Genomic DNA, 16,019 nt, shown 5'->3' on the forward strand with positions numbered 1-16,019 from the left:
AATTATATAATAGATTAAAAACTATATCAATATAAAAGGCATGCTGATATAATAATCAACATGCCTCTTTATTATAAACAATAATAAAATTATTTAATTATCATATTTGTACATCTTCATCATAGTTGATGCCTTCCAAGCCAAAACCATGAAGATGTAAATATTCATCTCTAAATTGTGCTAAATCAGCATTAGCTTTTAATGAATCATTATCTTTTATTTTATTCCAAGAATCAGACACTTCTTTTTGTACATCTTCTCTTAATTCCCAGTCATCTAATCTTAATCTATGTTCATTGTCAAGTTCAACACCTTTAGAAGAATATATTTTATCAGCAAATTGTCTGTACATTTGTTCTATGCAGCCCTCATGTATACCTTTCTCTTTCATAACTTTAAATAATATGCTTATATATAATGGCATAGCTGGTATAACTGCAGAAGCTCTTGTAACAACAGCTTTAGCAACACTTACATAAGCATGACCATTTAATTTATCTTGCATTAATTTATCTATTTCTAAAGCTGTAGCTTCCAAATCATCTTTAGCCTTACCAATAGTACCGTCTCTATATATATCTTTAGTCATCTCTGGTCCTATATATGAATAAGCTAATGTTAAAGCATTTTCTGATAACATATCTTCTTTTATTAAAGCTTCAATCCATAATCTCCAATCATCACCGCCCATAACTTTTACTGTAGCTTTTATTTCTTCTTCGCTTGCAGCAGGCATTTTTACTTCGATGAGTTCTTCTGTCATAAAATCAACGCCCATACCAGCATAATCTTTTCCTACTGGTTTTAAAGCTGAACGATATGTTATGCCTTCTTTTTCATCTTTTCTTATACCTGTAGCTAAACTGTATATAACACAGTCAATTTTTCCGCCGAAAAATTCTTTAGCTTCTTTAATAATATTTTCTTTAGATGATTGTAAGAAAGCATCTCCTATTATAGTTTTTTCTTTTAAACCGTCTCTTTTAGCATATTCGCTGAATGCTTTATTATTATACCAGCCTGGAGTTCCAGTTTTTTCTTCTGTAGCTGCTCTTTCAAAAGATACGCCCAAAGTTGCTGCTCCCATTCCATAAGCTAATACTATTCTGCTTGCAAGTCCGTAACCGCCTGAAGCTCCTAATATTAAAGCGTTTTTTATGTTAGAATTTATTTTTGGTTTAGATTTAACATAATTAATTTGATTTTCTACTTCTTTAGCACAGCCTGTAGGGTGAGAAGTTCTGCACACATTATTTGCTATTTGTGGTTTTACTACCATAATTAACAACCTCCACTAATTTTTATTTTATAAATTACATTAATAATATATCAATAATATTTTTTTTCAATATAAAAAAGCATTTTATTGTTACGGTAATGATTTTTTTTGATAAATATTTGTTTATTATATTACTATATATAATTATCAGTTTTATAATACAAAAATACTATATATCAATTTTTAAGTACATAATTAAAATAATATAAAAATTATAAAAGATATAAATTATTTGTATATATTTTGAACTGATATATTAGAAACTGTTTAAAAATGAAATATATTTACAAAGAATGGTAAAATATAATACTAATTTTTAATGAAATACCTGGTTTTCGATTATTGAAAATTAAATAATAAAAAACGGCCTTTAATAAAAATATTAAAAGTCATTTTTAATAATAGAATATAAAATTTCAAAAAAATAAATTATTTTATAAGCTTTCTCATATATCTAAAGAAATCATCTTTTTCCTTAGGAGAAATCATACAAGTATTCAAAAAGACTTCCATAATTTCTTGATTAACACTGCCCATAGCTGCCTTAACAGCGAGAGACTGATTGAGTATATCTCCGCAATACTCGCCCTTAGCTAACATTTTCTTCATACCTTTAATTTGACCTTCAATTCTGTTTAATCTGATAATAAGTCTCTTACGTCTTTCCAAAGCCTCCTCTCTATCAAATTTAGACACCTTGTTGCTATCACCAAAATGTTTATTCCAAGCTTTTAATCCCCCCTCTAGTACATAAAGATTGTTAAATCCTTCATCTTTCATATACTCTGCCGCTTTTACACTTAACTTGCCAACGGAACAATACAACATATAAGGAAGTTCTTTATCAAGCTTGGATATCTCCCTTTTAAACACTCTTGGCTTAAGGAAATCCATAGAAATGGAATCTTCAATCATACCCTCATAGTTATGCTCCATCTCTGTTCTTACATCGAGTATAACTATATTTTCGATATTTTTAATAATTTCGCCAGCCTCCGAAGGAGACACTATATTTAATCCATTTTCTATAACCATAATTTAAATCCTTAAAAAAATCTATTATATTAACTATTATATAAAAAAAATAGATTTTTACAAAATATTTTTTCAAAATAAAATACAAAAATAGTTTGTATTACATAAAAAAGGCTATTTTTCTAATAAATAAAAAATAACCTTATATCTAAATCAATTTATAATAAAATTATTTGAAATATGATGTTAATATTGGTTTTCTTCCTGTAGTTTTATCATTATAGTATTCATATTGTGATAAACCTATAAATCCTCCTGAAACATTAACTACATTATCAAATCCCATATTTTGAAGTATTTTACAAGCAGTATAGCTGGTTAATCCTGTTTTACAAGTAATATATACTGTTCTGTCTCTAGGTATTTCATTATATCTGCTTCTTAAAGCTCCTAAAGGTATATTAACAGCTTTTTCTAAGTGTCCTGCCGCAAAATCTTCAGGCATTCTTACATCTAAGAAATAAGAATCTTTTTCAACTAACTCTCTAACCTGACTATAATGTACTTGCTTAAAATCTCCATTTCTTAAATTAGATGCTACATAACCAGCAAAATTAACTACATCTTTAGCAGTTCCGAATGAAGGAGCATAACATAATTCCAAATCTTTCAAATCATCTATAGTTCCACCGAATTTTATAACTGTAGCTATAACATCTATTCTCTTATCAACATTTCCTCTGCCTATTGCCTGAGCACCTAAAATTTTTCCTGTTGGTACTTCATATATAAGCTTGAAATGCATTAATTTTGTAGTAGGCATAATTGATACACCGTCAAAAGGAATTATATCAACTGTATCATAGTCTATATTCAAATTCATAGCCTTAATAAAGCCTTCTGAAAGGCCTGTAGAAGCTCCATTATATCCAAATACTTTTATAACAGATGAACCTATAAATCCTCTGTTATCTACTGTTCTTCCATTAATATGATCTGCAACTGCTCTAGCTTGTTTTTGAGCAGGTCCAGCTAATGCCAATTTGAAATAATCATTAAATAATGCTCCATAAACTTCTATAGCATCGCCTACTGCATAAATATCTTTATCATTAGTTCTGTAATTAGAATCAACTTTAATAGCCTTAGTTTTTCCAAGTTCTATTCCTGCTTTAACTGCTATATCAGTTTCTGGTGCTACACCTATAGCGAGTATAACAGCATCAGCCTCTACTTTCTTTCCTGAAGCTAAAACTACTGTATTAGTATCAAAACTATCAACTTTATCATTAACAATTAATTCAACACCATTATCAATTAATTCTCTATGCAGAATTTGAACCATATCATAATCGAAAGGCTTCATTATTTGAGGCAATGCTTCTACTATTGTAACATTATATCCGGCATGCTTTAAATTTTCAGCCATTTCAATACCTATAAATCCGCCGCCTATAACAGCTACTTTAGCTTTAGGCTTGCCGTTAAGGAAATGATGTATTTTGCTTATATCAACAACATTTCTTACTGTAAATACATTAACTTTTTCTATTCCTTTAATAGGAGGAACTATAGGTTTAGCACCCATAGAAAGTATAAGTTTATCATAACTTTCTTTATATTCTTTACCCTCGCATACAACAGTAACTTCTTTTTTCTCTCTATCTATAGCTATAACTTCACTATTAACTCTGGCATCAACATTAAATTGCTTTAAAAATTTCTCAGGCGACATAAGAAGTAAAGTTTCTTCATTAGGAATTAATCCGCCTATATGATAAGGAAGCGAACAATTAGAAAATGATACATGAGGCCCTTTTTCAAACATTATTATTTTATCTTGTTCATTTAATCTTCTAAGCCTTGCAGCAGCTGAAGCTCCTCCTGCAACACCGCCTACTATTAATATTTTTTTCATTTTTTTCACTCCATAAATATATATTTCTTTATATATACCTAGTATATGTATAATACATAAATAAGTCAATATATTTTAATAATAAAAAATATAAAAAGTAAAATATTTTATTTGTAATATTTGTATAAAATTTAATAAATATTATATACATTCCGATATTAAATGTATATAAATAAAGTCTTTGGAGGTTATAAATGGGAGTTTATTCTATTTATTCATCTGAAATGTTTCCATTGACTAGACATATGACTTCTGCTGGATTAAATGTTTACAATTCTTCAGCTTATGGTTCTGCTCAATCTGCTGAGAAAGTTGCAAGCATAGTAACTCCTCAGGGATCATCTATGCCAATCAATAATAATATTGGAAAGAATTTAGATGTGTATGCTTAATTATTGTTCCTGACCAATTGTGTTTTTTGAAATAATAAAAATGCAATTGGTCTTTAATTTTATTAAATTATGTAAACATTAAATTATCATAATATATTCCATAGTGTTTATTTTCTAATATTTTTATATAAATTAACTTGATAAAATATACGATTGCTTTACAATTATAGAAGTAAATTGTTTTATTTATGTAAAGTAAGGAGGATAAACATGGATATTTCAGCTTATAATACTTATTCCACAGCAATGCTTAAACAAGATGTATCTTTAAGTATGATAAGAAAAACTTCTGATATGCAAGCTCAAGCAGTAGATAAAATAATGAGCAGCGTTCAGCCTCAAGCTGTTTCTGCTCCTGTTAGACCTGGAATCGGTCAAAATTTAAATGTTTATGCATAAGAAACAATAAATACCTATGGGCTGCTAATAATAATTCATTATTGGCAGCCTTTTTTTATATAAATATGTTATACCAATACAATACCGCTCATAAGTAGACAAAAATTACTTTTTTCTCAAATAGTCAAATTATAAATTGTTTTTTTAAATAAAATTTTTATATATCATAAATAATATAAGGTTAAAGCATTAAACTGGAGTTTTTTATGATGGACACAGAAGTAGTATTAAAAAATTTAGGTCAAAATATAAGAGAATTAAGAAAAAGCAAAAAAATGACTATAGATCAGCTCGCAGAAAAATCCTCGTTATCTGGAAAATACTTACAAGGTGTTGAAGTAGGAAACAGAAATATATCAATAAAAAATCTAAATAAAATATGCAAAGCTTTAGAAACCTCCCCTGATATACTATTAAATATGAAACCATATAATCTAAAAAACTCTGAAGAAAAAATATTTGCTATATCAGAAAAATTGAAAAAATTTGAAGAAAATAAATTGGATTTTATAGGAAATATGCTGGATCATCTTAATAATATAATGAGAGAACAATCTCAAAATAACAATTCAAAAGATGATAAATAATAAAATTTAATCTCTTATACTAAATTCACAGCCACAATAATTTTGTCTGTAAAGACCAGCTTCATTTGCTATTATATTAGTCTTTTTAAATCCGTCTTTCTTTTTAAAATCGAAATGCAAATACTCTATTCCATCATATTCTTTAGATAAAGACTCCCCTATCATTTGAATAACTTTACTATTTTTATGAGGACTTACTGTCATAACTGTAGCAACATATTTAGCATTTATACTTTTAGCATATTCAAATGCCTTTCTTATTCTATGCTTAAAACAAATACTGCATCTTGCACCTTTTTCCGGTTCATTCTCAAAACCTTTTATATCATCATACCAATTTTGCACCGCATCATTTTCTTCATGAACATGAATATTTATACCCAAAGAATTAGCATAATTTATAAACTCATCACGCCTTCTTTCATATTCTGAAATAGGATATATATTAGGATTATAAAAATAAAATACACTGTCATAATCTTCAAGTATAGTACGCGGATAAGACATACAAACAGCACAGCATGTATGAACAACTAATTTTTCTTTCATAAAATAACCTTAAATAAAATAACACTAAAAATTATCTTTTATTGGCTTTTAATGTAATAGTTTTATCATCAAAGCTGCTTATTATTATTTGATACCCCATATTTTTAGCTTTTGAATTGATATCTACCGCTAAATCTCTGCTGCTTCCTATATAAGTAACTACATATTTAGAAGAATCGCCTGAAACACCTCTATTATAAACACTTTTCAATCCGCCTACATTCTTTTTTAATGCTTCTTCAAAACCTATAGAATCATTAAAATCAAGTCCTTTAACATATATAGTATACTCTGTACCATTTTGAACTTCGCTTTGCCATTTGCTAACTATTTGATTAACAAAATCTTCTGATACAGAATCTGCAGATTTAACTAATGCAATAGAATGAGCATCTTTATCGCTTCCGCCAACTCCTCCAGCCTGATGGGTAACTCTTGCTATAGTACTGTAATCGGATATATTAACTGCAGTAATTGCAATATCGCTTCTATAGCTTTTCATTGCTGTACCTTTTATAGTAGTAAAGAATGAAGCATTAGCCTTTCCTAATATAGCTATTTGAGCACCTGTAGCCTCTGCTATCTTTTTTATAGAATCCGAAGAACGTGAAGTATCTTCATAAGTAATATTTTCTTTTCTCATAGCATTTTTTAATGATGAAGCACTTACAAATTTAAATCCCTTCTCGCTCATATTTCTTTCTAATTCAACATTAAATGATTCACTTAAATTTCCTGTTTCATCTGTAACAAGCGTAACTATAAGAGGCATATTTTTTCTATCCATAAGTATTCCCATAGCCTGCAAATTATCCTGAAGCATATCAACACCTACAGTAGCCTCTATTTTTGAATACCATACTGAACCTGATTTTGCAATATTTAACACTTTATATGCAGATATATAGCCTGTTGTATTATCATATATTTTTGAACTTATAAGTTTATTATTTTCTACCAAAGTAGTTCCCTGCACCATAGAACCAACTGCCTGCTCTACAGCATTACGCTTAGCACTTTCTATTGATCTTTCTATGGCATCAGCCTCCCCTCTGCCGTCAGCAGAAGCAAAACCTTCAGCAACTATTTTTGTAGTTTTGCCGCCTTTAAAGTCTGGGTTTTTCCAGTTATTAACTATTCCGATTTCTCCTGTATCTTCTCCTACATACACACCGCTTGATGTGCTTTTAGATGTTGTAGCACAAGATATAGCAAATAAAGATAAAAAAACAAATAGATATAATTTATTAAACTTCATTTTCATATTAACATAAACCTCTAATCATTAGTTAGTAAAATAACTTTAAATAGTTTATCGAATAAAAATATAATTACTGCAATTATATTTTAACCCTATAATATAGTTATAAGCATATATATTATAATAAAGTTATATTTTTTCAAGAATTAATTATAATTAAAAATTGTTAAATTCTTCCTGCAAATCATTAAAAAACACAGATGCATGATAACCATCGCATACACTATGGTGAATTTGTAAAGCTAATGGAAGAACAATATTATTTTTATCATCTGTATAATACTTTCCCATTGTAAATATTGGTGCTAAATAATCGAAGCCATTTTGTAAATTTAGATTAAAACCTGTAAATGTAGATAATGGAAGAGATGAAATATTAAATATATTCTTTATATTACAAGGCTTAGCTAAAAATGATTTATTATTTCCGTAAGTTTCTATATCTGAAATATAATTTTTATAAAATACATCAAAATTTTCATTGTATTCCGTATAAATAGATGAAAAAGTCTTAGTATCATCATGAAATATTGTATAACTTGGATAAACTATATCATAATAACCAAGCTCTTTATTATCATTTAAAGACATTTTAAACTCTTCATAACGATTAACAACTTTTGATATTAAATATATAACTGAAGCATAGAATTTAATATTTTTACTCTTAACTGATTTATAAAAATTAGTGATATTCAATTGAACTGTTATACTATATGTGCAAGGTACATTATACATATAAGCTTCGTAATGTTCCTTTCTGTTATAATTATTTAAATCTATTTTGTTAAACATACAATAGCCTTTAAAATTTATACATTTTTATAAACATTTAAAAGATGAGGCAATACTTCTTCATAGGATAATTTTTTCAAACAATCTATAGTTTTACATCCTCTTTTCATATACTCACAATGAAAACTTTTCAAAGCATTGCAGTATTTTTTTCTAGCTTCTATATTTATAGCTTTTTCTCCTCTGGCACCATAGATCAAAGGCAAAGTATCGCCAAATATGCCTATAGAAAATATTCCGCATGCATTAGCTATATGAAGCGGAGCACTGTCGCCTCCAATTAAAGCATAAGAATTTTTTATAACGGATATCAATTCTCTGATGCTTAATTTATTAGTAAAATCATCTGCTATTATATTTCCTAATCTATTTTTCATCTCATCAGAAAAATCAATATCATCTTTTGCCCCTATTAATATTATAGGAACTTTTTTTTCTTTATAAAACATTTCTATAAGTTTTGAAAAATTATCTATTCCATATCTTTTACTTATTCTGGTAGCTCCTCCATGCACAAGCAAAGCATTTTTATAGTATTTCATTTTAGCAATACCAAAATTATTTTCTTCTTCAGATAAAAATATTTCTGTATTAATTCCGTCTTCTTTTATATTCATAGGTTTTAATATAGAAAGAATAGTATCTACTATATGTCTGCTATGCTTTTTCCAAGAAGTTTTTTTAGTTAATAAGAATCCTCTGCATTCACTATTAACACCTACTCTTTCTGGTATCTTAGCTTTATACAAAAGTGATGCCCCATAAAATGCAGTTGTAGCTGTAATGCCTATATCATATTTTTGTGATTTTATATAGTCCATTACTTTATCATCTCTAACTATAATATTATTTATATATGGATTTTCCTTTAATATATCAATTCCTCTTGCACCATTTACAACATCAATAATAGAATCATTATAATGTTTTTTTAAAGCTCTTATTAAAGGAGTTATAAATATTGTATCTCCAATATAATTCATTCCTATAATTAATATTTTTGTCATAAAATAAAACTCTTATTAAAATTGTCTTCTTCTTTTTGCCATTTTCTCTTTTTTAGCTTCTAATAATCTTTCTTCATTATATATTTTCATAATCTCGAAGAATAATATAACTGTTAAAGGTCCAAGCAATATTCCTGAAAGTCCGAAGAACAAAACACCTCCAAGTATAGAAAAGAATATAAATAATGGGTGAAGTTCTATTCTATTCCCAAGAAGCAATGGACGTACAAAATTATCCGGTATAGTTATAAACAGCCAAGCACAAACAACAAATATTATTGCTTTTATAAGATGACCATTAATTACAAATAATACACCAAGAGGAATCCATATTATTGTAGTACCTATTATAGGCATGAAAGATGCTATTATTGTAAGAAATGCAAAAGTAAATGAATTAGCAACTCCAAATATTGTATATACTATAAAAGCACATACACCCTGAAATATACCAGTGAATAAATTTCCAAAAACAATACCTTTAATACCTTCAGATACCTGTTTTATTAATCTGTCTAAATATTTTCCATCTATAGGAACTAATGTTCTAACTTGAGATATTAAATATTCTCCGTCTATAAAGAAAAAGAAAAGCGAAAACATCATAAATATAAATGAACTTACAAATCCGCCTGTACTCTTTACTAAGCTAGCAACATTTTGAGTTAAATAAGAACTAAAAAATGTCAAATTCGAAAGCGAAGAATCTTGAATTCTTTTTAATATAGTTTCCATTGATACATCTATTGGAAGCGTTTTTAAAAAATTATTAATATTTGAATTACTTAAAACTTCATTAACATCAAGATTCATGAAATATTTTATCCCTATATTAGAAATATCTATAAGCTGAACTATAATAGTATATGCTAAAATACTTGTAGGAACTAAAAATATAATCAAAGATGTTAAAGAAAATAATAAAGCTAAAGTATTTCTTTTAATCATAGAGAATTTATCTTTCTTCTTATAGCTTTTTCCCATAGCCTTTATAAATAATGGATTTAGTACAACATAAAAAACAACAGCAAAAAATATAATCATACCGAATGGTCTTAAAAGTTTGTACATTATATAAATAGATAAAAAGATAAAAGCTATAAAAAAGATGTATCCTATATTGTTTTTATTCATAAATTCTCCATAAATCAATAAAATTAGAAAGTTTATAATAATATATATACCATATTTTTCAAGCATTTTAATTTGAATTATTATGTATTTGTGTTATCATATTTATATGAGTTTTAATTTAAATAAACAACAACAAGATATAATAAATTGCTTCTTTGATAATGGTATATGCTTCGTTAATGCATCAGCTGGTACTGGAAAAACAAGTACTATAATAGAGTTATATTTAAAATTATTAGAGAAAGGTGAAAAAGTATCAAATATAGTAGTTATCACTTTTACAAAAGCTGCTGCTAATGAAATGCTTCTTAGAATAAGATTAAAAGTAAGATCAAAAATCAAAGAAATAGATAATAAATCAATAAAAGAAAAACAATATTGGCAAAATATTTATAGAGATATTCTTACAAACGCCAAAATATCCACAATAAATGCATTTGCAAATTCTATAGCAATGGAAAATGCTATGCTTCTTTCTATACCTCCTAATGCTAAAATATTGGAAGATAATTCTGATATTTATGAAACATTAAAAGAAGAAGTATTAAATACATTAAAAGAAGTTGATTACACAGAAAAACTTCGTTCAATATACAGAATATATACTGAAGAATCAAAAAACAACTTCGCTGGTGCAATATTAAATTTCTTATTAAAGATAAAGCCTAGATTGACAAATATAGAGAATTTTGAAAAAAAAGCATTAGAAATACTAAACATAAAAGAAGAATACAGCAAAATATATAATAATATTTGTTTATTAAATAACTTTATTATAAATGATGACGGTCCGGAAAATAATACTATCAAAACTTTTAAAGTATTAGTAGAAAACACAACAAACTATATAGCTAAATTATCAAATTTAGAATCTATAAAAAATATAGAAGAAAATGAATTTGACAAAATAAAATATATAATTAGTGAAGTAGAAAATCAGCCTAATAGATGCGGAAATAAAAATGAGTCTTTTAAAAATGCTATTACAGAATTAAAAACATTATATTCTACATTATTCGTATATATTGATATTGAAAGGAATAGAGAAAATTATATTGCTGTTGTGAATTTTATAAAAGATGCTTACAATCATTTTGAAGAAGTAAAAAAATCATTAGGCGTTTATACACATGAAGATATAATGTACAAGGCAATAGAAGCTTTGGAAGATAAAAATATATCAAAATCGATAAGAGATAATATATCCACTTTGATACTAGATGAAGCACAGGATACAAGCTCATTACAATTTTCGTTTATAAATTTAATAGTATTTGGAAAATCAAATATAGACAGCAGCATTAAAACTGATAAAAAATTAATGGTAGTTGGAGATAGAAAACAGTCAATATATAGATTTAGAAATGCAAATTTTAGAGATTTTATCAATTCCCAGCATCAATTTAATGATTATGTTAAGTATTTGAAGGATAATTACAGAAGTAATTCTATGCTTATAGAGTTTTTCAATGATTTATTCCAAAATACAGTATTTACTGATGATGAGATAGAATACACAGATAAAGACAATTTAACTCCTAACAAGAAAACTAAAGATAAAGCAATATCAATATTAGTGCTTAATAAAAATTGCCAAAATACTGAACCGAATTTTAATATAGAATACAGAACATTATTAGAATCATTTGCAATAGCAAAATACATAAAAAACAATTATGATAATAATTATAAAAATGTTGTTATACTGCTTCAAAACTTTAAAAGACTGAATGTATATTTAAAAGCATTATCATATTTACAAATACCGTATTATATTGATGGAGGAAATGGTTTTTACGAAAGACAAGAAATCATACTCATAAAAACATTTTTAGAATATTTAGTTTTAAGAGATCATGCTAAATTACCTACACTTCTTAGAAGCGAATTCTTTGATATAGATATAGGAAATTTATCTGATTTTCTATTTACTTTATCAAAATTAGGATATGATATAAATGATTATTTCCCTAAGGCAATATACGATGAAGATAAATATAATAAAATATTAGAAATAGCAAAATCTAAGCCATATTATAATCAATTAAAAGAAGCAAAAGAGCTTTTAAACTCAATAGAAAGTAAAATATCAATGTTAAATGCTTCTGAAATAATTGAAACTATATGTAATGATACCAATTTTTATAATTATTTAATGACTATGGAAGATGCAGAGCTTTCATACTCAAATATAGAGAAATTAAAGACTTTAGCTAGTGAATTTGAAAATCAAACAGGAAACAATGCTTATGATTTTGTTTTGAATATTCAAAATGCAAATACTAAAGAACCTTATTCATCAATACCAAAACTATCTGTAGAAGCTGTAAAAATAATGACAATACATAAATCTAAAGGATTGGAATTTGATAATGTATTTGTTGCAGGAATGGGAGATTATAATAGTCCTAAACTTAATAATTTCGATTTTATAGAAGATTCACCATTTATAAAACTTCCTGTATATTATAGAAATGATTATCATCCTATAAATTGCTCAATATCAGATGAAGAATATAATAAAACAAGTGAAAAATCTGAAAAAAGAAGACTTATGTATGTAGCTTTAACCCGTGCCTCAAATAATTTAGTATTATCAGGAGAGCATTCAAGGGGAACTAGCTATAGGGAATATATAAATCAATACTTCAATGATGTATTTAAAGATTATATGCCTAATACCATAAGCGAAGAAAATGATGATTTAATAAATGATGAAAATATTAAAAATAACTTTATTAATACATATACTTATGGTACAGCAATAGAGCCTAAAGAAAATATAGATGCCAACATAGTAGATATAAATAAAATAAAAGAAAAAATAGAAGATATAAAAGAAAATAAAAAAGAAATTACAGTAAAGGCTATTAAAAACCGTATGCCTTCAAAAAATGTAAATAATGATAAATATGCTCAGAAACATATAATTGAAATATCTGAACTTTTAGACAATAAAATATCTGAACTTGAAAGTGAAATAAATGAAAACGATAGTGAAGATTATAATGAAAATATATCATTCATATCATATACTGATTTAGGTACAATAATACATAAAATGTTGGAATATTTTGATTATGAGAAATATAATGATGAAAAAGATTTATATTTAGAAAAAGTTAAAAAAAGTGTGTTAAAAAATAATTCACATTACAATAAAAAACAATTAATGAAAAGCTTAACTTTAGCATTTGAAAGATTATTTGAAAATGAACATATAAAAAATATATTAGAAAATAATGAGCAAATAGTTTCAAGAGAGCATACTTTCCAAAATTTCGATGGTGAAATATTAGAAACAGGAAAGATCGATATAATCACAAAAAATAAAAAAGGTGAATATTTTATCTTAGACTATAAGGTATCAAAATACAGTAAAGAAAAATTAGATCTCTATCAATCACAATTAAATAAATATAAAAATATGTTCCAAAAAACATTTAAAATAGATGAAAATGATATAAAAACAGATATTATATTTTTGAAATAATAAACTTTTAATAAAATATGCAGTTAATAATTAAAATATCAAAATTTAATATTATACAATTATGAAACCTATAAAAAACTACAAATAAAATCAAAACTGTACAATTAACATCATTTAGTATATAGATACACTATATTTATAAATTATAATGATATATTTTTATCATTTATATATTATTATATTAATAATCTCCTTTACTTTTTTCTATTATAATGTATATATTATATATAATAGAAGGAAAAATTAATGAAAAGTATTATTAAATATTTATTACTAATAATCTGTTTAGTATCTATTGTATCTTGCGACAAACAAGTATTTACTAATAGATTTAAATTAAATAAAGCATATTCTTTATACGAAAAAGGAAAAAATGCAGATGATGATAAAGCCCTTTTGGATATCACATCTACATATAATGATATTATCAATCAAAAGATATATGCTCAGGACAGATTGGCAGCAGTATACAGAACATTAGCAGAAAGAAGTTTAGTAAAAGAGCAATATGGTTATTCAGCAAAATACTTCTCTGAAGCATTAAAAATACTTCCTAACAGCCCATATTTAAGATACGGACTGGGAATATCTTATGCAAATTTAGCTGAAAGTGCTGATACAGCTGATAAAAAGACAAATTTCTTGCAAAGAGCGGAAAGCAATATCACTTTTGCAATTAATAAAGACCCTAATAATGCCAATTATTATGCAGCTTTAGCATCATTAAAAGGCATACAGCAGCAGGACTATGAAGCTGGATTTGAAAATATAAAAAAAGCGGTAGAAATGAACCCTAATAATGTAGACTATTTATTTATATTAGCTAGAATACAATACGGCAGGGGAAATTATGATGAAGCTATAGCGGCTTATAGAAAAATATCTACTATAGCTACTGAAAATAATATAAAACAAACAGCATTAAATAATATAAATCAAATTATAGGACAGAGAAATTGAGCAGTAATAATGATATTAAAACCTATTTGATTGCCTTAAATCAAATTGATAAAGTAGGAGATAAAAGAATATCCGAACTTATTAATCATTATGAATCTGTTGAAAATATTTTTGAAGATAAAGAAGAAAATATAAAAGAACTTCTAGAAAAGAAATTCAAATCTCAAATATCCAATTTTGATAAAAATGAAATATTAGATAAAGCAAATACAATAGTAGAGAAATCAAAAGATTACGGAATAGGAATATTAAGCTTATTTGATGAAGATTATCCATTCAATTTAAAACAAATAGATAATCCGCCATATATTTTATATTATAAAGGCAATTTGAAAAAATTAAGAAGAAATGCTATAGCTATAGTTGGAACCAGAGAACCTACAAATGAAAGCCGTAAATATTCATTTGAACTTGCAAGCAAATTATCATCTTTAAATATATCAGTTGTATCTGGAATGGCAAAGGGAGTTGATAGAGAAGCACATCTTGGAGCTATATCATCGCTTGTTAATACAGTTGCCGTTTTAGGAAATGGAATTGATACAGTTTATCCTTCAGAAAATTTACAAATATATAATAAATTAGTAGAAAAAGGTGTCATAGTAAGTGAATTTGAAATAGGAAGAAAACCTGACAGAATGAATTTCCCTAGAAGAAACAGAATAATATCAGGACTTTCTTATGCTGTTGTTATGGTTGAAGCGGCAAGCAAATCTGGAGCATTAATTACAGTTGATTATGCTCTTAATCAAGGCAGAGATGTTTATATTGCACCTTATGATGAAAAAAATAATGCTTATTTCGGAAATCATAAATTATATAAAGACGGTGCTAAAATAGCATACAGCTTTATAGATATATTAGAAGATTTTGATTCTATATTCTCAAATGATGATGATTACACAAAAATGAAATTGAAATATTTTGAAGGCGGAGATATAAAATCAAAAAATATAAAAAAAGAAAAAATTATAAAAGAAGAAATTGTAATAAATAAAAATGAAAGAGAAATAAAAAAAGAAGAAAAGAATCAACAAAAAATTGAAAAGCAAAATAATGAAGTTATTAATAATTTAGAGGAAGAAGAAACTATACTTTATAATATAATCAAAAATGCAGAGAAAATTCATATAGATGATATTATTGAAAAAAGCAATATGCAAATACAGACTGTAACTTCCATGTTAATGCAATTAGAGATTAAAGGTATTATAAAGCAGCTATCAGGAAAATATTACACTATAGAAAAATAAAAAAATTAATTATAACT

General features: G+C 26.2%; 14 protein-coding genes. 6 read left to right on the top strand and 8 right to left on the bottom strand.

Annotation, left to right across the window (positions count from 1 at the left end; translation table 11 throughout):
- Window positions 1–100: 100 nt before the first annotated feature.
- The 3 genes from fabV to Q0K52_RS03670 form a co-directional block, all read right to left on the bottom strand.
- A complete protein-coding gene (gene fabV, locus Q0K52_RS03660) occupies window positions 101–1,279 on the bottom strand; it encodes an enoyl-ACP reductase FabV (RefSeq protein ID WP_297296575.1) in 1,179 nt (392 codons plus the stop codon).
- A 429-nt stretch (window positions 1,280–1,708) separates the two neighbouring features.
- The gene (locus tag Q0K52_RS03665) at window positions 1,709–2,314 is read right to left on the bottom strand and encodes a metal-sensing transcriptional repressor (protein WP_367270956.1); all 606 of its coding nucleotides are present in this window, start codon (window positions 2,312–2,314) and stop codon (window positions 1,709–1,711) included.
- Window positions 2,315–2,483: 169 nt separating this feature from the next.
- A complete protein-coding gene (locus tag Q0K52_RS03670) occupies window positions 2,484–4,172 on the bottom strand; it encodes an FAD-dependent oxidoreductase (RefSeq protein WP_297296579.1) in 1,689 nt (562 codons plus the stop codon).
- A 194-nt stretch (window positions 4,173–4,366) separates the two neighbouring features.
- Here Q0K52_RS03670 and Q0K52_RS03675 point away from each other — a divergent pair, with 194 nt between their 5' ends.
- The 3 genes from Q0K52_RS03675 (at window position 4,367) to Q0K52_RS03685 (ending at window position 5,550) form a co-directional block, all read left to right on the top strand.
- Window positions 4,367–4,564, top strand: coding sequence for a hypothetical protein (locus tag Q0K52_RS03675; protein WP_297296581.1), 198 nt, complete (start codon window positions 4,367–4,369; stop codon window positions 4,562–4,564).
- A 210-nt stretch (window positions 4,565–4,774) separates the two neighbouring features.
- Window positions 4,775–4,963, top strand: coding sequence for a putative motility protein (locus Q0K52_RS03680; protein WP_297296583.1), 189 nt, complete (start codon window positions 4,775–4,777; stop codon window positions 4,961–4,963).
- 206 nt (window positions 4,964–5,169) lie between these two features.
- Window positions 5,170–5,550 carry a helix-turn-helix transcriptional regulator gene (locus tag Q0K52_RS03685; RefSeq protein WP_297296585.1) on the top strand — a complete coding sequence of 127 codons (381 nt, stop codon included), beginning with the start codon at window positions 5,170–5,172 and terminating at the stop codon, window positions 5,548–5,550.
- 6 nt (window positions 5,551–5,556) lie between these two features.
- On the opposite strand, the gene Q0K52_RS03690 is transcribed toward Q0K52_RS03685, so the two are convergent.
- The 5 genes from Q0K52_RS03690 to Q0K52_RS03710 all read right to left on the bottom strand — a co-directional run bounded on the left by Q0K52_RS03690 (window position 5,557) and on the right by Q0K52_RS03710 (window position 10,296).
- Entirely contained in the window at window positions 5,557–6,099 is a 543-nt protein-coding gene (locus Q0K52_RS03690; RefSeq protein WP_297296587.1) for an epoxyqueuosine reductase QueH, read from the bottom strand.
- 31 nt (window positions 6,100–6,130) lie between these two features.
- Entirely contained in the window at window positions 6,131–7,363 is a 1,233-nt protein-coding gene (locus tag Q0K52_RS03695; protein WP_297296589.1) for a DUF6175 family protein, read from the bottom strand.
- A gap of 153 nt (window positions 7,364–7,516) precedes the next feature.
- A complete protein-coding gene (gene catA, locus Q0K52_RS03700) occupies window positions 7,517–8,155 on the bottom strand; it encodes a type A chloramphenicol O-acetyltransferase (RefSeq protein ID WP_297296591.1) in 639 nt (212 codons plus the stop codon).
- Between the two features lie 17 nt (window positions 8,156–8,172).
- Window positions 8,173–9,162: a glycosyltransferase family 9 protein gene (locus Q0K52_RS03705; RefSeq protein WP_297296593.1), complete on the bottom strand. Its 990-nt coding sequence runs from the start codon at window positions 9,160–9,162 to the stop codon at window positions 8,173–8,175.
- 15 nt (window positions 9,163–9,177) lie between these two features.
- Window positions 9,178–10,296 (bottom strand): AI-2E family transporter, encoded by a 1,119-nt coding sequence (locus Q0K52_RS03710; RefSeq protein ID WP_297296595.1) that lies wholly within the window; start codon window positions 10,294–10,296, stop codon window positions 9,178–9,180.
- A 106-nt stretch (window positions 10,297–10,402) separates the two neighbouring features.
- Here Q0K52_RS03710 and Q0K52_RS03715 point away from each other — a divergent pair, with 106 nt between their 5' ends.
- The 3 genes from Q0K52_RS03715 (at window position 10,403) to dprA (ending at window position 16,002) form a co-directional block, all read left to right on the top strand.
- Window positions 10,403–13,789 carry a UvrD-helicase domain-containing protein gene (locus Q0K52_RS03715; protein ID WP_297296597.1) on the top strand — a complete coding sequence of 1,129 codons (3,387 nt, stop codon included), beginning with the start codon at window positions 10,403–10,405 and terminating at the stop codon, window positions 13,787–13,789.
- Window positions 13,790–14,035: 246 nt separating this feature from the next.
- A complete protein-coding gene (locus Q0K52_RS03720; RefSeq protein ID WP_297296599.1) occupies window positions 14,036–14,749 on the top strand; it encodes a tetratricopeptide repeat protein in 714 nt (237 codons plus the stop codon).
- A complete protein-coding gene (dprA, locus tag Q0K52_RS03725) occupies window positions 14,746–16,002 on the top strand; it encodes a DNA-processing protein DprA (protein ID WP_297296601.1) in 1,257 nt (418 codons plus the stop codon). The genes Q0K52_RS03720 and dprA overlap by 4 nt, the downstream gene beginning before the upstream one ends.
- The last annotated feature ends 17 nt before the right edge of the window (window positions 16,003–16,019 follow it).

Source organism: uncultured Brachyspira sp., assembly GCF_944390845.1.
GTDB classification, from domain to species: domain Bacteria; phylum Spirochaetota; class Brachyspiria; order Brachyspirales; family Brachyspiraceae; genus Brachyspira; species Brachyspira pulli.